Genomic DNA, 23,927 nt, shown 5'->3' with positions numbered 1-23,927 from the left:
AATATAGCTAAATGTTCAATGCAGCCCATACTCACCGTCACAAAAATACTACAACTTAACCTTCACGTTTATTACCCATACGCATAATGTAGTGAGAACAATGGCTAACTTAAAGTTATGGAAAGGAGGTGCAGAGGGATGCGTTGGGCTCCTCCTGAGCAAAAAGTAGGTCACCTAATAGTCATTACGGGTCACATGATGTCTGGAAAGACCGAGGAGCTAATTGCATATTTTCGGACAGTGAAACGTGTTGAAGAAATTCGTGAACAAGCAGCAATCAGGGATGGGAAGCACGTACATTCTCGTAAAATTGGAGTTTACAAGCACATGTTAGATACAAGATATTCTGAGACAGACATAGTTAGCCATGTAGGCCAACGCCTGGCTGCGACTCCAGTCCAATCCTCAGCAGATCTCTTTAAATACGTCAGTGAATCCGGCCACGAGATAGTGTTTTGCGATGAAGTTCAGTTCTTTATGGAAAAGACAGCAGGAGAATACATGATTATAAGTACCCTATATGAGCTTGTTGAAAGACACTGTCAAGTTATTGTTGCTGGATTGGATAAAGATTTTCGCGGAATGCCATTTGGACCAATGGGAGATATTTTAGCGCTTGCTGATGAAAGGATTTCTCTTTCCTCCGTATGTGCCAGATGTGGAGATCCCGCTGTAGTGTCACAACGGTACATTCGCGGTAAACCTGCTCATTGGTCGGATCCAGTATTGCATCCTGGCTCTGCCGAGAGCTACGAACCTCGATGCCGAAGATGTCATGAAGTAAGCAAATAGTCGTAAAGAAACACAGTAATTCATTATTGTAGTGAACTTATAAACTTACAATTCGAACGGGTAAAGCTGTTAAAATATATGTATGGGTAAAAATGTTGATTGGGGTCTGAAGATCCTTGAGAACTCGATTTGTTCCTACAGAAATTTGATTGGGAAATTCATTTCTGCTTCAAAAAATCTATTCTCTAAAGGGCTTGCTGTATTTTAACAAACTTGATACAAAGGGTGAAATACACATGCGATTATTCCTGCTCCATAGACGTTTTCCCAGTGCATATTGCTCGCTTTGTGAATAAAGTGTATTGCGGTTGCGGTTTGCCGCTCCCGACCTTACCTCATACAGAGTCATTTCAAAAAGACACAGTGACAAGCATCAGCTCGAAAACTCATACGTTACTGTGTCACCTTTTTGCCCTTTGGAATAAATAGGGGTTGCTGAATGATTTATGACGCGGCCCAATCATATCGAAATCCATTCCCAAGAGATCTCCTAATATGAGCCCAAAAAGAAGCCGCAGCCTCTTCTCTAGGTTCACGACCAGCAGTTGGAGGGCGATCACTGTCTCGCTCGTCTGACGAAGGCGTGCTCGAATCAAGCCAAGCCCATAGATTCGCTTGCCTTCGCCAAATTTTCCTTCCACCGCGTTGCGCTCACCCATGTCCTGCCGTTCCAGTTTCTTTTGCCCTGGATCCGGCTGTTTGGACGGTCTTCCGAGTTTCGGGCCACTCAACCGGATGCTGTGTTCCTTGCAATACCTGATATTTTCCCGTGTTCGATAGATTTTGTCTGCCAGAATCGCTTCCGGATAGCATCCGAAGCGCTCCACATATCGTTCTACCGACTCAACCAGTGTCGTGCCCTCGTTGAAGCTGTCCCAGCTCGTCTTCTCCATCAAGGCGTATCCATCGACGACGCTGATGGCGACTTTTGATCCTAACTCGACATTCGCCTTTGCTTTGCCACGCACGATTGGCCGAACGTTGGGTTGCGCGATGCTCACAATTCTGTCGTCCTCCCGGTGGCTGCGGGAACGACGCATCTCCCGTTGTTGGCGATAAAGCTCACCAATGACCAAGAGGTCACGATATTGTAGCCGCGAGAGCGCCATAAGTGGCGTGTGTGGTACGAGTTGTTCAATGAATCTCATGTCCCGTGCCACATAGCGCAATTGTTGCCCGATCGCCTTGCGAATCTCTGAACGACTTGGCTTGCGGTTCTTCGCCGTTCTCAGGTAATCACGGCGTACTTGACGCCGTCGGTCTCTGGGCTTCTTCATATCGCCTTTATGTGGCGCATGGAGCATGACGATGATATCCTCCAGCTTCTCACGTGCTGTGTTTAGCAACGACAGGCCCGTCAGATATGCAACATCTGCCGGTGCACAGGTCGCATCCAGAATGAGCTTCCCTTGATGGGTTTGCGGTTCTTGAGACTTCGTTTGCGAGCCGCTATTTGCATCTCCCCCGGACGATGTAGGCGGTTCGTCCTCGTGCTCATCGTCGCCTCCATCCTCTTCCTCCTGAAGTCCTGCCTGTACAATCCACTCGTTCACTTGGTTAATGACATCGGGGCCTAGCCGTTTGCGAAGTACGTCAGAAGGGAAGGATCAAAAGGCGGCTCTTCCTGATATGCCTCAAGACCAATGAAGTACTGCAGGTACGGGTTTTCCGTGATGTGTTGGACCAAATGACGGTCCGAAAAGCCTTCACGTTCCTGAATGATGAGCGTGCCAAGCGCCATCCGAACGGACACCGCGCGTCCTCCTCGAGGATCCCTGCTGAAGTGCTTGCTGTATTCCTGTTCCACACGCCGCCATGGGATGAGATACGAAAGCTGGACCCAGCGATTGTTTTCGCTCAGTCTTCCACCAAACAGTAGAAAGAAGTCTCCGGGAAGTATCTGTTGGTTCTGATGACTCGCGTACAATTTCAGTCCTCCAAGTGCACGGTTTTTCGCTCGTTCCGCTCAAAATCCATACACTTTGATTCGACAAATTGCACTCAAAACCCTTACTACGACAGGATTTTTGATTCATTCAGCAGCCCCTACTTATCTCTCTAGCTTGTTAACATCCGATCACCAGCAACTACATCCTTCATTGGGGAAATCTGTTCATAGGCATATCCAACTTCAAGCAATTGCCCTTCGGCGAATGGCTTTCCGAAGATTTGCATGCCAACGGGCAATCCTTCCATTGTAAGACCTACAGGAATAGATAAGGAAGGTAGTCCGGTTAAATTAGCTGGGCAAGTAAACGGGGTACAAGCATTCAAAACCTCGAAGTTAAGCTTGGTTTGATTTGGAGTGAAGTGCGGAGCGGGTATTGGAACAGTTGGTGCAACAATGACATCCACTTTTGTAAAGGCACGGTAGAAACCATCTCGCAGCAATCTTCTTGCCTTCTGACCCTTTACATATTCTACTCCTGATACCAATTCTCCAGCTTCCAATTGAATACGTACGTCTTCTTGGTACATATGTCGAAGCGTTGGATTGAGTAGATTTTCGTGATGCTGGGACGTACCTTCTGCTCCAGATACAACCAGCACGGCAGTCTCAGCGTTTACTAACTCCGGTATTGATATTTCAAAAATTTCCGCACCCAGAGGGGCTAAATCATGAATAGCCTTTTCTACCAAAGCTTTCACTTCAGGGTTATGGACTTTTCTGTAGAAGTAATCTGGGAGACGATTCCAACTCTAACACCATGTGTGTACGCCATGTTTACTGACTCTTCCATACGTTGTTTTGAGCCCATAAATTCCACACATCGCTGAAGGGATTCGAACAGAACCGGCTGTATCGGTCCCTAATGATGCTATAGCGGTACCGCCTCCTACTGCATTGCCACTTCCACCACTTGAGCCTCCAGTAATACAGTCTGGATTCCATGGATTCCGAGCATTTCCATAATGTACATTGATATTTGTTGCTCCAGCCGCAAACTTATACAAAGTCACTTTGCCTGGGATATACATTTGCTACGCGGCTTTTAGAACGTGGAGCGGATTTGCGCACGTTACAGAAATTGCTGGGTCACGAGGATTTAAACACGACTCAAATATACGCACACGCGAGCCGTGAGCGATTAGCGGATGAAGTGAAGTTGTTGGATGACTAACGTTTGAGCCTCAAGGGCCGTCTCTTCAATCGGGGCGGTTTAAACACAAAAAGACCCCATCCAGTACGGACGGGGATGTATGCGGCTCACTATTTAGTTATTGCTGCTACTGCTAAACGCATTGGCTAGTTTGTCTAAACCACCGACTATTGCGGACATGAACTGGGTGTTGTTTGATGCCACTTTCCATCCGTCGCTTGTCTTCACCATGTTTAACTGAACATCGGTAGTGTCCATCTGTAACGAGCTTGAATTAAGTTGCTTCTCCATATCTTGATCCATCTGTGCATTTGAATCAGTGCTGTTTCCACCGGAGAAAGCATTGGCCAGTGCATCACCTAACATGCTACTCACCATCTGGGACATGTCTGGTGATGTTACTTTTACATCAACGGTGGCACTATTACCATTAACTGATTCGTCGCCAACCTGAAATTTATCTTTTTTGAGGATATCAGCGGCAACCCCAGTAGGCTGCGACGTACCGCTATTAGGATTCTGTTCGAGTGGAGGTATCTTGGTCCAGTCTCCATTTTGTACATTACTCACAAAACTCTGTGCGACATCTTTCGGTGAAGGCTGTGATCCACAACCAACCAGTACAATACACCCCAATGCAGCCGTCGATATTGCAATTACGCGTTTCATTTCGTCACCCATCCCATCAATATACCTGTTTCATAAAATTTTACATATGTATATCGGCTTGCTAAATATAACTCCGAAAGAAAAGGTAATCCACCCCCAAATGGAGGTGAACATGGCTGATATTAAAAACGAGGTGCCAATTTGTTAGATATGGTGAAGTTGACCATTTGGAAATGGCCGCTTGTTGTTATGCACATAATAAAAAAGTCGCCGAATAACGAACGAGACGCGTATGTAACTTGCCGTACACGGCATAAGGGTGGAAAAGATTACGAACTGAGTTCTTGGATTTCGTGGAAATCGAATACTGTGGTGGAGTCTTCCCTTCACATAGACGGTCAACGTTGTTGGCTAACCATGCGCAATGGTGGGACTACATAGTCGCACTAGTCCTGTACGTTGCCGTACTAATGACCTTAAACATTGTTTTACCGATAATGGGTTAGAAGCTTCGTGACGAGGGATAAATGAGAAGAGACCACCGAAAAAGTGGCCTCTCTCCGTAAGTCTGCTGCGGTATTGTGAATCCCTAGTAGGTCATCTCCATTACACATCAGCCTCCCTACGCGAATTATTGTGTGCAAAGTCGGTGGGTTCATACATGGTATAAAGACACTGAGTGGAGTGGTTGATATTGTCGGTCCTTACGGAATAATTCGGTATGTCGGGTATTCCCGCATTGATACAGCCATTTTGATAGCTTGTATTGTGTCACCGGCTCCGCATGAGTACTCACACTTTGCAACTGTTGGTTTACATAGTTGGGAACATGCATACCCATTAGGCCGATTTCTAAGATGCAAAATTGTACGTTCTGGTCACCCCAAATGCTTCGTTAAACACCAAGTCCTATATTTAGGGCCTGCTGAATGAATTGAAATCCCAGTAGTAGCAAGGGTTTCGGGTGTGTTTTGTCGAATACAAGTGTATGGATTTTGAGCGGAACGTGCGAAAAACCGTGCACTTGGAGGACGGACAATGTACGCGAATCATCAAGATCAACAGATACTCCCCGGCGACTTCTTTCTACCGTTCGGTGGTCGACTCAGAGAAGATAATCGTTGGGTTGAGCTCTCCTATCTCATCCCGTGGCGACGCGTGGAACAAGAATACAGCAAACACTTTAGCAAGGACCTTCGAGGCGGGCGCGCAATGTCCGTTAGAATGGCGCTTGGTGCGCTCATCATTCAGGAACGTGAAGGCTTTTCAGACCGCCACTTGGTTCAACACATCACGGAAAACCCGTACCTGCAGTACTTCCTCGGTCTTGAGGCATATCAGGAAGAACCGCCTTTTGATCCTTCTCTGCTGACATACTTTCGTAAGCGGCTTGGCCCTGATGCTATTAACCAAGTGAATGAGTGGATTGTGCAGGCAGCACGTGAGGAAGAAGAGGATGGAGACGACAACGGTCCCAAAGACAATCCTCCAACCTCCTCCGGGGAAGATGCAAACGGTCGTCCACAAGCAGAATCTCAAGAACCACGCGCGCATCAAGGGAAGCTTATTCTGGATGCAACCTGCGCGCCTGCAGATATTGCGTATCCGACAGACCTGACACTGTTGAACACAGCGCGTGAGAAGTTGGAGGACATCATCGACACACTCCATGCGTCACATGTCGGCTACATGAAGAAACCTAGAGACCGGCGGCGCCAAGCGCGTCGTGACTACTTGCGAACGGCAAAGAACCGAAAGCCAAGCCGGTCAGAGATTCGTAAGGCTATTGGGCGACAGTTGCGCTATGTGGCAAGGGACTTGAGATTCATTGAACAACTGGCAGAACATACACCGCTTACTACCCTCTCGCGGAAACAATACCGCGATCTCTTGGTTATTGGCGAGTTGCATCGCCAACAACGAGAGATGTATCGCACGCGAAGCCACCGGGTTGACGACAGAATCGTCAGCATCGCACAGCCAGACGTTCGACCCATTGTACGTGGAAAAGCAAAAGCGAATGTGGAGTTCGGTTCAAAGGTCGCCATCAGTGTTGTGGACGGATACGCCATGATGGAGAAGACAAGCTGGGATAGCTTCAATGAGGGAACGACCCTGATTGAATCCGTAGAGCGGTATGTTGAGCGCTTCGGTTGCTATCCGGAAGCCGTTCTGGCGGACAAAATCTATCGAACGCGAGAGAACCTCAGGTACTGCAAGGAACACGGAATCCGGTTGAGCGGGCCGAAACTTGGTCGTCCGCCAAAGCATGTGGAGCCAGGAGAAAAGCAACAAGAGCGCGAGGACGTGGGTGAGCGTAACGCGGTGGAAGGGAAATTTGGCGAAGCCAAGCGAAACTATGGGCTTGGCTTGATTCGAGCACGGCTTCGTCAGACGAGCGAGACTGTGATCGCCCTGCAACTGTTGGTCATGAACCTCGAAAAGAGGCTGCGGCTTCTTTTCTGGCTCTTGTTTGGAGAACTCTTTGAGGTTGATTTTTGCATCATGGGGCCTGTGTATTAAATCGTTCAGCAGGCCCTATTTAGCTCATTTAGCATTGATATATCTAATGTTTAACTGTTACCACGAGCAGTTAATTATCGACTTGTACGTTAGACCACGCTTCCGCTTCTCGTTGCAGTGAATCGCCGTACAAACGGCCTGCCATGTCCAGCAGGAAACACATAGCCATCGTCGCGTCCATTTGGCCACGTACCTGGATCGTATCGTGCCTTTGTCTGGACGTTAGGTAAATACAAAAGGCTACAGCGTTCACGTCCCAACCGTGCTATCGACGACAACAACGATGTGACACGCTTTTTGACGTCTGCACCCAACAACTCTGCGAGGCTGAATATCTCGCCGCCCTCGTCTACAAACACGAGTATCCGCGGGTATTTGGGTATGGGTTTGAACTGTGACCGTGCCTTGCCAATCGCAATCATACGTTGCTTCATCTCATCCACAATTTGTTCCAAAACCACAATCGACTGTTCGATGTCGCTGTACATGCCTCATGCTTGAGGACATCGTGCACAGTATGAGAACGACGCGCCTTCTTTCAAGTCGAGAATAAATATCGGTACCTCTTCAGCCGTCTTAGTAGCCATGATCTGGCCCAACATCAGTTCGATCAGTTTTGTATTACTGATTCGGTAACGCCTACCTTTGCAGTGTGCGTATTGATCCAAATCGATGTATACCTTACGCCCCCACGTAGTAACGACCGATAAACACACGCCACCCTTGTACATCCGCTTCCTTAACCCTCACACGTCCAGGTACTCAATCCTTGTACCAAGTTCGCCCGTATTGCCGCCGCTCCGATACCGAAGCAAACAGGGACCAAAGGTGCCGATTCAAGTGTTGTAAACGACGCTCCCTGGAGCGGCTTTACAGCTGAACAGATAACGCATCGGACGTTCCTTTTCGGGGCGTACTTTTTTGACAAACAGCATGATCAGTGCGTGGTGTGACATACCTTAGCCGCCCCACGATTGAATGTCATTTCATACGATGAATTAAGTATGCTGGGGGGTGACATATTTGGTTCATTACGGACATGTAAGACGTTGCATGGGTAAATGGGTTGTCTGCCATACAAGAAGCGGCACCATTCACGGACGACTGTTCGACTGCAACAGTACCTACCTGTTTTTACAGACTCCCCTCTACGGAACGATATCTGGAGATGGAAATGAGACTCCACAAACCGTTCACGGTGTCGGAAATGATTCAAACGATATTACCAACGTTTACTATGGCGGGTATGGGTATGGTGGATACGGTAGAACAGCCGTGGCTCTGGCATCAGTTGTTGGACTTACTGCAATCGGTTTAAGTGCTATGTGGTGGTAAAAATCTGTGGAATAGCCGAACTCTAGAGTACACAGCCAAGAGTCAGCTCATTTCGGGCGGGCTCTTTTTTAGTCGCAAACCTTCTATATGAACCACACTTCTCCAGCGAGTTCAATGTCGAGGACATACTATTCATTGGCCATTACTCGATATACGTGTCGTAGTCTGTTGAAAACGTACATAATATATCTCTATGACCAACGAGTACACATCAAGATACCCCCACACGGTATACCTCACCGCCACAACACTAAAACCGCGCCCCCACTGGGTTCAGCGCCCAGCGACAACGCGGTTCAAATAAGGGTATGTACTTGCCGAAGAAGCAAGCCTGTAAGCCGAGTTCTGTGCTCCTGTGCTTCAAGCGGTATCGAATGGACACGTGATGCCCACAGAGTACCTCGCACTTTGGAGTAGCAATCATCTATCTAGGTCGACTGTTGCCAGCCGACTCAAGCGACCAACCCGAGTGCGTGGCGGGCAACCACATATGCACTCCTATCCGGTCTTGCTCCGAGTGGGGTTTACCTAGCCAGCTCGTCTCCGAGCTGCTGGTGCGCTCTTACCGCACCGTTGCATCCTTACCTGTGTCCGTGCAAGCACGGACCATCGGCGGTCTACATTTCTGTGGCACTTTCCCTAAGATCGCTCTCGCCGGACGTTATCCGGCACCCTGCCCTATGGAGCTCGGACTTTCCTCCCGTGCGGCCTTTCGGCACTGCACCGGCGATTGCCCAGCTTACTTCTTCGTCGTAACAGCAACGTTTATTATACGCGATATGCGTTACAGTGACAATGGAAAACGACGGTATACCGACATTTTACGACAATGGTGAGGATTGGGCTTAGGTCCAGTGGAACGGATCGACATCGACAGGTGCCGCAGCGATGTCTACACCGCAGTCACCGACGGCGGAATGCAGCATCTCCCGCAGTCGATCCGCCAACACAGTACACACGGGCTGCTCCAGCGCCGCGTGTGTCGCGTCGACGATGGCGAGGCCGTCTTGCCATGCGTCGCCAGCCTCGTGGTGGCCGACATCGGCCGTTACCAACACCTGCGCGCCTTTCGCGAGGCTCTGCGCTGCCCATCTGCTCCCCGAACCACCTAATACGGCCACCCGCTCGACCAACAAATCGCCGTCGCCGGCGTATCGGATGTGTCTCATGCCAAAGGTGTCCCGGATATGTTCTGCAAATACAGACAGAGACATACCCTGCGGCAAATTGCCGATGCGTCCGATGCCATATGCCTGTCCAGGCTGCTCTACACGATATACGTCGTACGCCACTTCCTCGTAGGGATGTGCGTCAAGCATGGCGGCAAGCACGTGGGACAGGCGAGATTCTGGCACGATGGTCTCCAATCGGGCTTCCTCCACCCGTTCGAGAACGCCGTGCGACCCGATGAACGGCGTCGTACTGTCGCCAGGCAGGAACGTACCGACGCCCGTCGTGGAAAACGTGCAGTGGCTATAGTCCCCAATCGCACCGGCGCCCGCCTCTCCGATGGCGTGGCGAACGGCTTCCAGGTGAGTGGTCGGCACGTACACGGCGAGTTTGTGGAGCGCTTCGCGATAGGTGACGTCAAGGATCTCAGTGTCTTGCAAGCCAATGCGCTCGGCGATAACGTCGTTGACGCCGCCCGGTGCCACGTCCAAATTCGTATGCGCCGAATAGACGGCGATATCGGCGGAGAGTAGCCGTTGAATGGCGCAACTCCGGCGTTTGCGGGTATCGAGGACGGAGATTGGGTGAAAGAGGAGGGCGTGGTGCGTGATGATCAGATGGACGCCCTGGGCGATAGCCTCTTCTATGACCTCCGGCGACGCTTCAAGCGCGACCCAGACGCGAGACACCGGCTTGTCCACGTTTCCGACCTGAAGGCCGATTTTATCGTTTGCAAGCGCCCATTTCGGCGGCGCGATGGCGTCCAGCAGACGGATGACGTCCCCCACCGTAACTGTGCGACTCATCGTGCCTCACCTCTCCCTTCATCCACCAGAATCGTGAGATTTTGAATGTCGGTCAAAAGCGCAGCGGCCCGTTCCCTTGCGGCGTCGTTGTCGCTCTGTTCAACGCTGTGCAAGACCGACCGAAGCTTTTCGATTTCTCGTTCAATGCGCAACCTGTACAGTGCGCTCTTCTCCCGCATCAAAAGTGGTCCATACGTGTAGGCCTGCGCCAACGAGCGAGCGTCGTGGCGAATGTCGTCGTAGAGCGGGTCAGTCCTGTCGGCCGGCTCCGCCACCAGGATTTCGTACACTCTGTCGTCTTCCAGAACGAGTCGTTCTTCCACAAGGTGAAAACAGAGTTCGTCGAGGCTCTGCCGCAACAGGTGCCCCGCGTTCATCGGCTGAAAGATGATGCGCTTTGCCGCTTTTGCGACATCGAGGCCTGCTCGCAACATAGCTGTGTGGACGTGCCCGCCAATGCCGGCTGACACGATGACGTCTGCTTCGCCGGGCTGGAGCGCGTCGAGGCCGTCGCCCAACCGCAGGTCGATCACGTCACAAAGCCCATACTTCGCCACGTTCTCGCGGGCTTTTTGCAGCGGGCCGGATCTTAAATCGGTAGCGATGGCCCGCTCCACCCGGTTCACCTGAATGGCGTGGATGGGAATAAATGCGTGATCCGTCCCGATGTCAGCCAACACTTCAGCTTTTGGTATATCATCAACAATCGTCTGTAGCCGCTTTGACAACGTCATCAACTGCATAACTAACCTCTTCTCAAAATAGGGACTGTCGACCTTGCAGCGTATATTGGATGTGTGCAAAAACCTCACGTATCGCGGCGTGAAACTCTCCGTGTGTCGAATGAGCCGCAAATCCAGTGACGTTCATGTCGAGCATCCGAGCTACCGCCAGCGCTCGAGGCAAGTGGTAGTCACTTGTCACGATGACCGCAGTCGTAAACCGCAGCCGCTGCATGAGTTGTTTGCTATTCTTTAGGTTTTCCCAAGTGTCTTTTGACCATCGGTCCTCAAAGATCACTTCTGGAGGAACACCGTTGATGATGAGAAATCGCTTCATCGATCTCGCCTCAGATACGGTCTCATCCTCACCCTGTCCACCGCTCACGATGAAGGTTTGGATGATTCCGCATCGGTACAGGTGCAGCGCCGCACGCAATCTCGAACGCAAGGGAAGACTCGGACGAAAGCCGTCCGTGTAGGCTCCTAGGACGATTCCCGTCTGACTGACCGACGGGCGCTCCCTTCGACCACTTTGACGTAAGTGAAGCGCAAACCTGTGCACAAATACGGACGTTCCTATGAATGCAATGGCTGCGACCGCCGCCAACATCAGCAGACTGAGGATCACCCCGAACCCCCCGCTTTCAACTCCCAACCTCATAAAACCGGTCGGTACATCCTACAATACGTGGGTATGATCCGAAATAGACGCACTTGTCCACTGACTTCAAGGCGGGCGCAAAAACAGCCTACGTTCACACGCAGGCTGTCCGCTGTTCACTCAGGTATCGGTGTTTCCTTAGAACAAAGCCACTTATTCGAGGAAATCCTTCAGGCGTTTGCTCCTGCTTGGATGGCGCAACTTCCGCAGCGCCTTCGCCTCGATTTGTCGGATGCGTTCCCGTGTGACTCCGAACACCTTGCCGACTTCCTCCAACGTGCGCGTGCGCCCATCGTCCAATCCAAAGCGCAGGCGCAATACGTTTTCCTCGCGTTCCGTGAGGGTGTCGAGGACGTCTTCGAGTTGCTCTTTTAAGAGCTCGTACGCCGCTGCATCGGCTGGTGCAGGTGCCTCGTCGTCCGGAATGAAATCCCCGAGGTGCGAGTCGTCTTCCTCGCCGATTGGCGTTTCAAGAGAGACCGGCTCCTGGGCGATTTTCTGAATTTCCCGCACCTTGTCCGCCGTCAAGTCCATCTCTTCCGCGATTTCCTCGGCGGTCGGTTCGCGACCAAGTTCCTGCAGAAGCTGACGGCTTACGCGAATCAGCTTGTTGATGGTCTCGACCATGTGCACCGGAATCCGAATCGTGCGCGCCTGATCTGCGATGGCGCGCGTGATGGCCTGCCGAATCCACCAGGTTGCATACGTACTGAATTTATATCCCTTGCGGTAATCGAACTTCTCGACGGCCTTAATGAGACCCAAGTTTCCTTCCTGAATGAGATCCAAGAACAACATGCCGCGGCCGACATAGCGCTTCGCGATGCTGACGACGAGGCGCAGGTTGGCTTCGGCCAGGCGGCGCTTCGCTTCCTCGTCGCCCGCTTCAATGCGCTTGGCCAACTCGATTTCATCTTGGGCAGACAGGAGGGGTACGCGTCCGATTTCCTTTAGGTACATGCGCACCGGGTCACTGATTTTGACACCTGGCGGCATCGATAGGTCATTTAAATCGTATTCATCGTCGCTGCTCTCGCCTTGCGAACGGTTTTCTTCGTCGCGTTCATTGACGACGTCAATTCCTTGTTCTCCAAGGTGTTCAAAGAAGTCGTCCAACTGGTCCGTGTCTTGGTCGAACGGGGCCAGGCGGTCTGTAATCTCCTCATAGGTCAGGGAGCCTTGCTTCTTCCCAAGCTCCACGAGTTGTTGTCTTGCCTGCTGCAGTGTCAGTCCGCGTTCTTCTTCGCGTACTTCGTCCTTTGCTTTGGTCATTACATCCCCGCCTCCTTTACCCCTCTGCGTTTTGTTCTCGGGGTAGCTTCAATGTTGCAATCTGGCCCTGAATTTGTTCCACCTGCAACTTTATCTCTCTAGCACGTTTCCCGTCACCCGACGCTTCCACCTCTATCCATTGGTGAAGCAACGCGCGGTATTCCGCCTCAAGGTGGTGGCGTTCCACCGTGCGCACATAGTCATCCAACAGATCTTTGGAGAACTCTGGCGTTTCCCCAAAGAACAAGGAAGAAGCCAATTGCACCAGTGGCTCATCGTCCAATTCGTCCACGAATGAGGACGGATTGCTCGTCGGATTGGCTAAGCGCCATGCGTATAACTGAGCCAACAATGCCGTTTGTAACGGTTCCGCGAGTTCAGTTAGCCCCTTCTCCATAACGTACATCGCAGCCATTTCATCGAGGAGAACAGCTTTTAATAGTCCTATACTTGCTCGCGACACTGCCCGCTCCAAAGGTTGAGCCACGGCGGTTCGTGCAGCGCGTTGAACTGATTGTTCGCGATGCCTCTTATGTTGTTTCGAGAATGTCCGAAGCTCTTCCTTCAAAGTTTCGACGGACAAGTTAAATTCCTGTGACAAATTTCGCAACTCGTACTCTTGTTCTACTGGCGTTGCTCGCTCTGCCAACAATTGCAGGGCCGCTCGGACAAAATCAGTTCGTCCGACCGGGCTGACCAAGTTTGCTTTCTGCCGGAGCTCATCCAGCAGGTACTGAACAACCGACAACGTGCGCCGTGCAAGTAGGCGCGTAAACGCTTCGCCACCGTTGGAACGAACGTACTCGTCGGGATCGAGTCCGTCTGGAATCGAAAGCACCACTGGTTCAATCCCGGCCCCCTGCAGAAGATCGATAGCCCGCACCGCAGCCTTCCGCCCTGCCGAATCTCCGTCGTAGGCGATGATCACCCGGTCGCAATCGGCCTTCAGCATACTCGCTTGCTCCTCGGTCAGAGACGTCCCAAGCGACGCCACACCGGAGGAGATACCCACCTGTGCCAACGAGATGACGTCCATGTAACCTTCGAGCAAAATCGCGGTTCGCTGTTGCCGAATCGCCTTTCTCGCCACGTGAAAGTTATACAGGAGTTTACTCTTGTGGAAGACTTCGTTCTCGGGTGAATTCAGGTATTTGGGTTTGCCGTCCGGCAACATCGTACGGCCACCAAATCCCACGACTTCTCCCTTCTTATCGCAAATGGGAATCATGATGCGACCTCGAAACCGATCTACAATTCGACTTCCCATTTCGACTGCCAGGCCACTGGACACCAGTTCGTCGTCCTGGAAACCGCGTCTACGAAGTGCAGACACAACAACATCCTGGCTATTCGGAGCGAATCCCAGCCGAAACTCCACGATGGTTTTACGAGTGATTCCCCGCTTTTCTAAGTAAGAAAGGGCTTGCACACCCGCAGACATATTCATTAAAATATACCCATACAACTGTGCCGCAAGGTCATGTGCTTCTCGATGTCGCTGTTGCTTCGTATTGGGTTGCGTTGTACCCGTACCGAGTCCTTCGGGAATGGCCATGCCCGCCCGTTCCGCGAGCGCGATAACCGCTTCCGGAAAGGAGACCCCCTCGATATCCATCACAAAATTGATCACTGTCCCACCTGCACCACAGCCAAAACAATGGTACATACCACGGTCTGAGGACACCGAAAACGATGGCGTGCGTTCATTGTGAAATGGGCACAATCCGGAATACGAACGGCCACTCCGACGCAACTGAACATATTCAGACACGACTTCCACGATATCGACCTTTTGGCGCAGTTCCTGAATAAACCACTCAGGTACCTTGCTCACCGGCATCTCACCTCTTCGGTGCGCAGTTCCTCGTAGGTCGAATCGACTTGCCATTCAACTTATACACTGATATTCTACGAAGAAAGATACTTTCCTCCTTCTGCACAAAATTTGAGTCGAGGAACTTTGTCACACGTCGACATCGCGACACGGTTCATGGGCAATCGACGTCACAATTTGTCCACGCACATCAAGCTACGCATTAGTATCGACGCATCAAGTTAAAATTATCCTCTGTTTTATCCTGCAATCCAGTGTATGGTTTGACAAACGCACATATGTGTGCATTCGTTGCGTGGACCATTTCCTCGTGGCACTCCTGTCTATGATTTTACCACCTCGTAGGTAACTTACAAAACGTCAAGTAGATCTAAGAGTCTACCGATCGAGTCCATCGCAGAGACTACTGATGTCGCTGCGTTTCGCTCCTTGTGACAATGTCGAGGATGATGCCCGCCGTCTCTTCCACAGCTCGATCACTCACATCCACAACCGGACATCGAAGTGTATCCATGACACGTCTCGCGTATTCCAATTCTTCTACAATTCTTGTTGAACTCGCGTATCTCGCCTCGTCTTGGAGCCCCAGCGCGCGCAACCGCTCCTGGCGGATGAGATTGAGCTTGTCGGGGCGGATGGTCAGTCCCACGATTTTCGCGCGGACCTCCTCGTAGTTGAGCTGTTTTGGTGGTTGGGCCTCAGGTACCAGCGGCACGTTTGCCACCTTGATGGCTTTGTGCGCCAGGTACATGCTGAGAGGTGTTTTCGATGTGCGGGACACCCCGACGAGAATCACGTCCGCTTCTAACAAGCCACGAGCGTCCTTGCCGTCGTCGTATTTGACGGCAAATTCGATGGCTTCGACGCGTCGAAAATAATCTTCGTCCAGTTGATGCACCAACCCAGCTAGTAGCCGGGGCCGCTCGCCGACGACGTCTTGAAGCACTTCCATCATCGGTCCCATGATGTCGACGTAGCGAACGCCAACCGCCCGCGCCCGGCGAATGAGTTGTGCTTTCAACTCCGGCACGATGATGGTAAACGCGATACATGCGTCCTCCATCGCGGCCGCGTCGACCGTCTCTTCGATGGTGTGTACATCTTTGACGTAGGAGACGCGGCGCAAGATCACATGTCCGCCGTCGAATTGACTAGCAGCCGCCCTCACCACAGATTCCGCTGTCTCACCTATCGAATCAGAAACGACATAAATGACCGGAATTTGTCTCATCCGTTCTCGCCATCCTTTCGGTCAAACGCATCGACTAACTGATTGAGAATGTCCCGCGACTTCAGATACAGTCCTCCGAAATCCACTAGTTGATAGTATAGCGTTTGCTTCAACGCTTTGTGTGAGGCCGCAGAAATCTTTACGTCCCCAAGTTGCTCGATTGGCGTCCTCTCAAACAAATAGAGAATCTTGCCAAGCGCAGCCGGCACCGCATACGATTGATTCGTGTCCTCCACCGTATAGCACTTCTGACAGACGAAACCGCCCTCCACTAGGTGATACCTGTACTTTTCCGTCAACGGCTCGCCGCAACGGATACATTCTCGCCAACTTGGACTCACGCCAAGCCAATGACACATCTTCGTCTCAAATACGCGGGCGAGCACATCGGCGTCCTTCGGCCGTTCCACCAAGGCGTCGAGGACGGCTGCAAACTGACGATACATGGCGGGCTGGCCATGCGGGCGATCCGGTGCGACGGAGAGCACGAGATCGCAAAAATAGGCGGCATAGGCCGCCGACTGTAGATCCTCATGCAGTCGACGACGACTGGCCACCATCTCCACCTGTTGAATATTCCCCATACCGCTTCCCTGATAAATGAAGTAGGTGCCTTGTGCGCACAGACGAACGCCTGCCGCCAGTCGGCTGGTTGGCTTCATGGCACTTCTCGCCATTGCAGACACCCGCCCAGTGGGCGTTAAAAGTGTCAAGATGGCGTGCGTCTCCCCGTACCGGACCGTTTTGATGACGATAGCCTCGGTGTTGTATTGCACACTCCCACTCCCAAGCGATAGACAAGGCAAATAATCTCACTGCGGCAAGGTCGCCTCAGACTCGTCGGCGGTCGCCTCGTCCAATGCATCAGTTTGTATTTCTGGACTAAAACTATCCGCCGCTCGATACAATAGATAAGCATCGATTTCACCAGTCAATTCGAACATTTGCCAAGTATAATCCCGCAACTCAAATCGTCTCCTTTAAGGGCGTATGCGTTGCATCTATGAACTTGGCTATATTCTTCCGCACCACGCAGCGGCTATGCGAATGGAGAGGATGGTAACAACTTTCAGGAATAACGAGAACGGGTTACTCGTTGTTAAATCCAAACTGGCGCAGAAGCGTCGGGCGATTGCGCCAATCCTTTTTCACTTTGACCCAAAGCTCCAAATAGATCTTTGAGCCGAGCAGTCCCTCCAGTTCCCTGCGGGACATCTCGCCTACGCGCTTGAGCATCTGACCCTGTTTGCCGATGAGAATGCCCTTTTGACTGTCTCGTTCCGTGTAGATCACCGCATTCACGTAGAGCGTATCCTGATTTCGACGCTCCATTTGCTCGATGTCGACCATCACCGCGTGGGGGACCTCTTCCTGCGTCAACATCAGCACTTTTTCGCGGATGATCTCGGCGATGATAAACTGTTCTGGGTAGTCCGTGACCATATCGTCAGGGTAAAACTTCGGACCGTCTGGCAGCCGCTCTTCAATCAACTTGGCGAGCGTCTCCGTTTGCTCGAGCTTGAGCGCGGAAATTGGTATGTATTCGTCAAACGAATGGATGTTCTGGTATGCTTCGATGTGCTCTAGCAACAACGGCTTTTCAACGGCATCCACCTTGTTCAGCACGAGGAAAATCGGCGTACGAACCGATTCAAACCGTTTGACGATCTCCCGTTCCGCCGGATGTAGCCCCGTGGTGGCATCGACGACGAACAGGACGAGATCGACCTCTTGAAGCGTCTGAGTCGCCACTTCAACCATGTACTCGCCGAGCCTGTGATGTGGTGTATGAATGCCCGGCGTGTCGATGAAAATCGTTTGCGACGCGTCCGTCGTACGGACGCCGCGAATCCGGTTGCGCGTGGTTTGCGCGCGCTTCGACATGATGGCGATTTTTTGACCGATCATGGCGTTCAATAAGGTCGATTTCCCTACGTTGGGTCGACCGATGATGGCTACAAAGCCCGACTTATACCCCATCTTGCGTCTCCTTTTCTGGTACGTGATCGACCGGAAATCGATGTATCGGCCAGTAGCGCAAGATCCACATGGCCACGGCGGCGGCGATGAGCAGCCACGTCGCCCCTAGGTGGACCGTGGAGAACAGCCGAAAGCGCAGTGGGGCCGCCATCGCCATCACCCATATCGCGACGAACAGGCTCCCGAACGCCAACATGGAAGTCGCCCCGGCCGCAACGTCTTTCGCGACGCCTGCAATCGGATGGTGCTTCCACTCCACAGATACATCAACCGCCAGTTCGATCGCGGTATTAAACAGTTCAGCGCTAAACATACACGCGGCCACAAACAAACTGACGACCACTGCCGTCAATGGCGGCCGAAGGACCAATTCCACAGCCGCGAGGGCATTGAACAGCCAAAAATGTCGGCGCATGTTCTTTTCCGAATGAAATGCGTAAACAATCCCGTGAAACGCAAAAGTGAGCGACTTTCGAAAAGAACTGGCCTTATATTCCGATGTGTCACGCATAGGGCTCGCCTCATTAGCCTAATGTTACCGAGTTATCCCTAGAGTACCTAAGATCTCGTCCTGTAGCCCGAACATTTCGCGTTCCCCTGCGTCATCCTGGTGGTCGTACCCATTGAGATGCAGAAAGCCGTGCACCAACAAAAAGGCCATTTCGCGCTCGAGTGAATGATTGTACTCAGCCGCTTGTTCTCGCGCCTTGTCCACACTGATGACGATATCTCCAAGCATTGTCGGAGCGTCAAAGTTCGGAAAGTCGTCCTCGCCCTCAGTCATGGCAAACGAGAGGACGTCGGTTGGCCTGTCTACATCGCGATAGGTGCGATTCAGTTCGTGGATTTCCTTGTCGTCCACGTAGAGAACGGATACCTCTCCGGTAACATCCAATCGGTGTGCAGCGGCTTCTAAAATTTTTAACGTAAAAGGTTCCATGTCTGTTCCAACTAAAGGCCAATCGACATGGGCATCAATCGCCACGTCTAAACGCTCGGCACTCATTTCGCGACTTCCTTCCGAAGTTTATCGATGTCAGGGTACTCGATGCGTGAATGATAAACACCTTTTAGTGTCTTCATAAAGGCGGCAATCATGACATCGAGGTCTTGCAATGTCAAATCACATTCGTCTAGTTGACCGTCCTGTAACCGGTCCCGAATGATTTTTCGAATCACGCCTTCCACCCGATTCGGCGTCGGTCGGGCCATGCTGCGAACCGCTGCTTCCACGGCGTCGCAGATCATGAGAATGGCGCATTCCCGCGTTTTCGGTTTCGGCCCTGGATAGCGAAAATCATCCACCTTAACCGTTCCGTTCTTATCCAGTTCCTTCGCCTTGTTGAAGAAGTACCACAGGATTGTCGTGCCGTGGTGCGTCGCACAGATATCCTGAATCGGCTTTGGCAATCCAGCTTTCTTCTGCATCTCGAGCCCGTCGCTCACGTGCGACGTGATGATCAGATGACTCAAACTCGGGGCGATTTTATCATGCGGATTCTCTTTCGTCATCTGGTTTTCCACGAAGAAGGCCGGTCGCTTGGTCTTCCCCACATCGTGATAATAAGCTCCGACCCGACACAGGAGCGGATCCGCTCCGACGATTTCGGCCGCCGCCTCCGCCAGGTTCCCGACGATGAGACTGTGGTGATACGTTCCAGGCGCTTCCATCAGAACCTGCCTCAGCAAAGGGTTGTTTGGATTGGAAAGTTCGAGCAGCCGAATCGGTGTCAACAGGCCGAAGGCCGTTTCGAAGAACGGCAGGACCCCCATCGCGAGAATCGCTGCAATGATTCCGTTTAACGCGGCTAGGCCGATATGTAATGAGAACGAGTGAAAATCTTCGTTATGGTTCGTCTGCAGTAAGTGCAGGGTGATGACCGCCCCCACATTCATCAAGGACACAAAGAAACCTGCGCGCATAAACGTGCCTCGGCTCGTCACTTTCGCCACGCTGTACGCACCAACCAGAGAGGCCACAAACCCATAAAACACAAAGTCGTAATTAAAACTGAGCGACGCGCCAAGCAGAAACGAGAAATAGAACGAAGCGACGACCGCCAAAGACGAATCCATCATCACGGTGATGAGCATCGCACCGAGAGAAATCGGCAAGACGTACGCGACAGACGTCGTACCCGCCGTGTTAGCCACCCATTTCGTCAGCACGATGAGAATCGACATGAGGACGAACACCAAGCCAAGGATGATCAACATGAGGTTATCCAAGCGCCTGCGCGGTGATCTGCGCTCTACGTACGCGGCGAGCAGGCCTATCGAGAGCGCGATAAACGCCGCAAAGCCGACGGCCACACCATAGTTCGGATGCTGCGCGTAGACGCCCACATCCTGCAGTCGACTGAGGACACTCGCGGTGATAATGCCGTACTTCGAGACAATCAAATCCCCCTGGTGAATCATGACGTCTGGCACCGTCGCTGCCGCCTGCTGCCGAGCCCGCTCTGTCGCATCCGCTTGGTAAACCATGTTCGGCTTCAGTACGCTGACAACTACGTTTTGTACGATGAGTCGAGAGGCTTGGTCGAGATCGAAATTGTTGAGCAGCTGTCTATCCACCAACAGTCCTGCCTGCTGCATCGACTCCTGATAGAAGGGCGCGCCTAACAGGTCATTGACAATGCGGTCGGCGTCCTTTTGCAGGGCGCTTATCTGCGCCGGCGACTCGGTCAAGAGCGCCTGCAGAGTCGGTTGTGACACGCCCTTGGGCGCCGCGCTAGAGAGGGTGTCGAGCTTTTGCGACGAAGGCATCGACTTGTTGGACACCACCTGCGCCGCAGTTGCAAAAAAGGTATCGACCTGATTTACCGCGTCTGTCTCCACTTGTGTCGACTGCTCATACTGCTTGGGAACCTTTTGTTCAGCCGCCTGTTTTGCCGCCTGTGTGGCGGCAGTATCCACCGTCGTGATAGGCGACAGAATGGTGACAGGACTCGTTTGACCAATTGTAAAATGATACCGTGGAGGCAGGATACTGCCAACAAGAATCGCGAACATGACAACGCCTAAAGCAAGATAGATGATCAGCCGGATTCGATTGTTCTCGCGAAATCTAGCGTCATCTAAATACTCACGGATGGTTTGTCCCCATCGCGAAAAGACCATGATCCATTCTCCCTTAAATTTCCATGAAGCATATACCGAATCTCACTGCGACGGGCCGCACGGGGTGAAGCGCGTCGGCGGGCCACGCATGATGGAAAGCAGCCGTCCGCAGATTGTCAGACAATCGCGGACGGCCCTCTCTCGTCAGCTAAGCTATATGCGTCAATGATCTTTTGAACAAGATGGTGGCGGACGACATCCGACGCGGAAAACATATGAAAATGAATCCCTGCCACCTCTTTCAGCACTTTGTGGGCGTGAATGAGGCCCGACGTCTTGCCGGTGGGCAAGTCAATCTGCGTAACGTCACCCGTGATGACCATTTTCGAGTGAAATCCAAGTCGGGTCAGAAACATCTTCATCTGCTCCGCCGTGGTATTTTGAGCCTCGTCCAAAATCACGTAACTGTCATCCAGCGTCCGCCCGCGCATATATGCGAGAGGAGCGATTTCGATGTTGCCGCGTTCCAACGCACGCTGGACCTGCTCCAGCCCGTAGATGTCGTATAACGCGTCGTACAGGGGGCGCAAGTACGGGTCGACCTTCTCCTGCAAATCCCCTGGCAAAAATCCGAGTTTCTCACCCGCCTCGACCGCCGGTCGCGTCAGCACGATGCGCTTGACTTCCCCGCGCTTGAGCGCCATGACAGCCATGGCGACTGCAAGGTACGTCTTCCCGGTACCTGCAGGCCCCACGCCGAAGACGATGTCGTTGTGACCAATGGCGTTCACGTAATGGCGTTGGCCCAAAGTTTTGACGCGAATAGCCTTGCCTTTATACGTCACTCCGATTTCCGTCGTGTAAATGTCGATGACGCTCTCGAGGTCACCCGACTTGGCCATTTGAATGACGTAGCGGTAATCGCCATCGCCCAGTTGAATCCCGTGTTTGGCTAATGCCGTGAGTGTACTCACGACGCCATACATCAACAGAACCTCGGCTTCTTCGCCCGTGAAAACCACTTCCGTGCCGCGCATCGTCACCTTTGCTGAAAACGACTGGTCTAGACGTGAGAGAAGTGTATCATTTGGACCGAGGACGCGAACTGCCTCCTCGTTCGTCGCGAAAACCCACTTACGAACCGTTTGGTTATCCGTCAACCAAAAACCATCTCCCAAGTGATGTTTATGAATCTCGTCGAGCGTGACGCACCGGGAGGCAAAGATGAAACGACTGAAGTCATCGCCTCAACTAGCCTTGGCTTCCCCCAGTTTGGCCCGCTGGTTCCTTTGGTGCGGGAATCGCGGCAGCGACACCGATGTTTTGTTCCACGCGTGTCAGCACTGTCTCGTATAGAGTACCATGTGAAACTTGCTCGTGTAAAACAGATTGACCTAATACGGTCGCGTCGCTTTTCACTTGCGTCTGCACATCGGCAGACGCGAGTTGTAAGGCCTTTTGCTTCGCGGCTTGCAGCGACTGCTGCTCAGCCGACTGCGTGGCCTCGTACAACTGAACGTGCTGCAACTGCACAGGCAGGAGAAGGCGATGAATGCTCCACTCAGTCGTGCTGTCTCGCTCATACGACGCCGTAAAATGAGGCTCCTTAAATCCCCAAACGCGAACGCGCCAATTGCCAAGCAAAAGGTAATCACGTGTAACAGATTCACCAGTCAGCCCACTCTTTATAACTTTGAGGGGCACGCTCAGCTTGGACGTATACCAAACCTCGGCGAGAACGTCTCCACTGGCGGGCACGCTCTTCTGTCCCTCGGCCAATGTACCTGAAATCAGTACCTGCCCAGGGTAAACGTACTGATTGGCCTTGACCAGCACCCGCCCGCGAGTCGCCGCGACACTTCTAATCACGGCCGGCTCAGTCGCGACGATATCGTGAGGGGTATTCGAGGATTGCTTGGTACCCTCGACCTTCTGAAGCGCTTGAATCGTCGCCACCGATCCACTTGTTCGAAGCCCCACCCAAACGAAGTCAGATGCCTTGGCGAGGATTTTCTCTTGCAATACAAATGGGTCACCCAGTTTGGACCGCTGTTGCCCCACGTACAATCCCACCGACTTGGCCGCATCTCGAATTTGCGCCACGCCATCCTGGTCCTCGACACCGAGCACATCCACCCTCCAGATGATGGAAGACATCCCATAGATGATGCACACGAACAGGAGCGCTCCGAGTGCGAACATCTTCCTGTGCCACACACGTTTTTTCCAAAACGGAATGCCTTGGCGATGTTCAATGCGAAACCGAACGTGGTGCGCGCGGCAGATGCTGTACACGTCGTCAAAATCCTTGAGACAAATGCGACACTGCCCTGAATCGCGGTGGACGCGCACCGAGCGCAGGGGAATCCCGCGTTGCTGCAATTGAACAATACAACCACTCACGTCACGCCCCCGCAACCGCAGGGTGACTTCTCCATATAGTGCGTACGTCATTCGTGAGTATTTCATGGAACATCCCGTCCGTGTGCGATATATTCCAACCTCGTCACTTGCCCCGTGACGTGAACCTCTCTATCCGTGACGAGAATGATCTCAAAATCGTGGCCGTGGAGGGCGAGGATGTGATCGCCGAGATCGAGTGTGACTTCCTCCGATTCGACCTTCAACAGCCGTCGAGCGTTTTCCACCACCACATTCTTGCCGTCCACGCAAGTGACGCGGGACACATCCAGGAGCGCGTCAGGCGGCAATTTCAGCATCTCTGTCGCAGATTGTTTCAGGCGTGATTTCCATCCAGGCATGGCCACTCCCCCCATAGTGTCATGCCTATGAGGGCGATGGGTGAGCTAGTACACCATCTGTCCGGA

22 protein-coding genes, 1 other RNA gene and 2 pseudogenes are annotated in these 23,927 nt (G+C 52.3%); 4 read left to right on the top strand and 21 right to left on the bottom strand.

The features are described from left to right. Positions 1–138: 138 nt before the first annotated feature. On the top strand, positions 139–792 hold the full coding sequence (locus NZD89_RS10730) for a thymidine kinase (RefSeq protein WP_268007718.1): 654 nt from the start codon (positions 139–141) through the stop codon (positions 790–792). A gap of 401 nt (positions 793–1,193) precedes the next feature. Here the strand turns inward: NZD89_RS10730 and NZD89_RS10725 are convergent. The 3 genes and pseudogenes from NZD89_RS10725 to NZD89_RS29565 all read right to left on the bottom strand — a co-directional run bounded on the left by NZD89_RS10725 (position 1,194) and on the right by NZD89_RS29565 (position 3,771). Continuing rightward, positions 1,194–2,719, bottom strand: a pseudogene (locus NZD89_RS10725) (IS5 family transposase). 131 nt (positions 2,720–2,850) lie between these two features. Then, positions 2,851–3,441 (bottom strand): amidase family protein, encoded by a 591-nt coding sequence (locus tag NZD89_RS10720; RefSeq protein ID WP_268007717.1) that lies wholly within the window; start codon positions 3,439–3,441, stop codon positions 2,851–2,853. Positions 3,442–3,492: 51 nt separating this feature from the next. Continuing rightward, positions 3,493–3,771, bottom strand: coding sequence for an amidase family protein (locus NZD89_RS29565; RefSeq protein WP_369125243.1), 279 nt, complete (start codon positions 3,769–3,771; stop codon positions 3,493–3,495). Here NZD89_RS29565 and NZD89_RS10715 point away from each other — a divergent pair. Then, a pseudogene (locus NZD89_RS10715) lies at positions 3,759–3,914 on the top strand (tyrosine-type recombinase/integrase); the annotation flags it as partial. The gene NZD89_RS29565 and the pseudogene NZD89_RS10715 sit on opposite strands and share 13 nt — an antisense overlap. Positions 3,915–4,007: 93 nt before the next feature. On the opposite strand, the gene NZD89_RS10710 reads toward NZD89_RS10715, so the two are convergent. After that, complete coding sequence (locus tag NZD89_RS10710; RefSeq protein ID WP_268007716.1) at positions 4,008–4,562, bottom strand: hypothetical protein; 555 nt, start codon at positions 4,560–4,562, stop codon at positions 4,008–4,010. Positions 4,563–5,540: 978 nt separating this feature from the next. Here NZD89_RS10710 and NZD89_RS10705 point away from each other — a divergent pair. Further along, positions 5,541–7,025, top strand: a complete 1,485-nt coding sequence (locus NZD89_RS10705) for an IS5 family transposase (protein ID WP_268007715.1) — start codon at positions 5,541–5,543, stop codon at positions 7,023–7,025. 89 nt (positions 7,026–7,114) lie between these two features. On the opposite strand, the gene NZD89_RS10700 is transcribed toward NZD89_RS10705, so the two are convergent. Further along, a complete protein-coding gene (locus NZD89_RS10700) occupies positions 7,115–7,513 on the bottom strand; it encodes a hypothetical protein (protein ID WP_268007714.1) in 399 nt (132 codons plus the stop codon). A gap of 686 nt (positions 7,514–8,199) precedes the next feature. On the opposite strand from NZD89_RS10700, the gene NZD89_RS10695 reads away from it, so the two are divergent. Beyond that, entirely contained in the window at positions 8,200–8,343 is a 144-nt protein-coding gene (locus tag NZD89_RS10695) for a hypothetical protein (RefSeq protein WP_268007713.1), read from the top strand. Positions 8,344–8,678: 335 nt separating this feature from the next. Here NZD89_RS10695 and rnpB read toward each other — a convergent pair. From rnpB to NZD89_RS10615, 16 genes are all read right to left on the bottom strand, one after another. Then, positions 8,679–9,106, bottom strand: an RNA gene (gene rnpB / locus NZD89_RS10690) — RNase P RNA component class A. Between the two features lie 99 nt (positions 9,107–9,205). Beyond that, positions 9,206–10,336 carry a Nif3-like dinuclear metal center hexameric protein gene (locus NZD89_RS10685; protein ID WP_268007712.1) on the bottom strand — a complete coding sequence of 377 codons (1,131 nt, stop codon included), beginning with the start codon at positions 10,334–10,336 and terminating at the stop codon, positions 9,206–9,208. Then, positions 10,333–11,079 (bottom strand): tRNA (adenine(22)-N(1))-methyltransferase, encoded by a 747-nt coding sequence (locus NZD89_RS10680; RefSeq protein WP_268007711.1) that lies wholly within the window; start codon positions 11,077–11,079, stop codon positions 10,333–10,335. The genes NZD89_RS10685 and NZD89_RS10680 overlap by 4 nt, the downstream gene beginning before the upstream one ends. 13 nt (positions 11,080–11,092) lie before the next feature. Then, entirely contained in the window at positions 11,093–11,719 is a 627-nt protein-coding gene (locus tag NZD89_RS10675) for a YdcF family protein (RefSeq protein WP_268007710.1), read from the bottom strand. Between the two features lie 153 nt (positions 11,720–11,872). Further along, positions 11,873–12,991: an RNA polymerase sigma factor RpoD gene (rpoD, locus tag NZD89_RS10670; protein WP_268007709.1), complete on the bottom strand. Its 1,119-nt coding sequence runs from the start codon at positions 12,989–12,991 to the stop codon at positions 11,873–11,875. A gap of 16 nt (positions 12,992–13,007) precedes the next feature. After that, complete coding sequence (gene dnaG / locus NZD89_RS10665; RefSeq protein ID WP_268007708.1) at positions 13,008–14,825, bottom strand: DNA primase; 1,818 nt, start codon at positions 14,823–14,825, stop codon at positions 13,008–13,010. Between the two features lie 403 nt (positions 14,826–15,228). After that, complete coding sequence (locus NZD89_RS10660; RefSeq protein ID WP_268007707.1) at positions 15,229–16,056, bottom strand: pyruvate, water dikinase regulatory protein; 828 nt, start codon at positions 16,054–16,056, stop codon at positions 15,229–15,231. Further along, positions 16,053–16,832 carry a DNA repair protein RecO gene (gene recO, locus NZD89_RS10655; RefSeq protein WP_268007706.1) on the bottom strand — a complete coding sequence of 260 codons (780 nt, stop codon included), beginning with the start codon at positions 16,830–16,832 and terminating at the stop codon, positions 16,053–16,055. Before recO ends, NZD89_RS10660 begins: the two co-directional genes overlap by 4 nt. A 36-nt stretch (positions 16,833–16,868) precedes the next feature. Then, the gene (locus NZD89_RS10650) at positions 16,869–17,021 is read right to left on the bottom strand and encodes a YqzL family protein (protein WP_268007705.1); all 153 of its coding nucleotides are present in this window, start codon (positions 17,019–17,021) and stop codon (positions 16,869–16,871) included. A gap of 124 nt (positions 17,022–17,145) precedes the next feature. Next, entirely contained in the window at positions 17,146–18,036 is an 891-nt protein-coding gene (gene era / locus NZD89_RS10645) for a GTPase Era (RefSeq protein ID WP_268007704.1), read from the bottom strand. Next, positions 18,026–18,547 (bottom strand): diacylglycerol kinase, encoded by a 522-nt coding sequence (locus NZD89_RS10640; protein ID WP_268007703.1) that lies wholly within the window; start codon positions 18,545–18,547, stop codon positions 18,026–18,028. Before NZD89_RS10640 ends, era begins: the two co-directional genes overlap by 11 nt. 24 nt (positions 18,548–18,571) lie before the next feature. Further along, positions 18,572–19,021, bottom strand: coding sequence for an rRNA maturation RNase YbeY (gene ybeY / locus NZD89_RS10635; RefSeq protein WP_431308710.1), 450 nt, complete (start codon positions 19,019–19,021; stop codon positions 18,572–18,574). 17 nt (positions 19,022–19,038) lie between these two features. Beyond that, on the bottom strand, positions 19,039–21,159 hold the full coding sequence (locus tag NZD89_RS10630) for an HD family phosphohydrolase (protein ID WP_268007701.1): 2,121 nt from the start codon (positions 21,157–21,159) through the stop codon (positions 19,039–19,041). A gap of 116 nt (positions 21,160–21,275) precedes the next feature. Then, positions 21,276–22,259: a PhoH family protein gene (locus tag NZD89_RS10625; protein ID WP_268007700.1), complete on the bottom strand. Its 984-nt coding sequence runs from the start codon at positions 22,257–22,259 to the stop codon at positions 21,276–21,278. A 91-nt stretch (positions 22,260–22,350) separates the two neighbouring features. Next, positions 22,351–23,568: a sporulation protein YqfD gene (locus NZD89_RS10620; RefSeq protein ID WP_268007699.1), complete on the bottom strand. Its 1,218-nt coding sequence runs from the start codon at positions 23,566–23,568 to the stop codon at positions 22,351–22,353. Continuing rightward, positions 23,565–23,861: a YabP/YqfC family sporulation protein gene (locus NZD89_RS10615; protein ID WP_268007698.1), complete on the bottom strand. Its 297-nt coding sequence runs from the start codon at positions 23,859–23,861 to the stop codon at positions 23,565–23,567. Before NZD89_RS10615 ends, NZD89_RS10620 begins: the two co-directional genes overlap by 4 nt. Positions 23,862–23,927 lie beyond the last annotated feature (66 nt).

The sequence above is a fragment of the Alicyclobacillus fastidiosus genome (assembly GCF_026651875.1).
GTDB lineage: Bacteria > Bacillota > Bacilli > Alicyclobacillales > Alicyclobacillaceae > Alicyclobacillus > Alicyclobacillus fastidiosus.
This window is presented reverse-complemented; position numbering and strand designations above follow the sequence as displayed.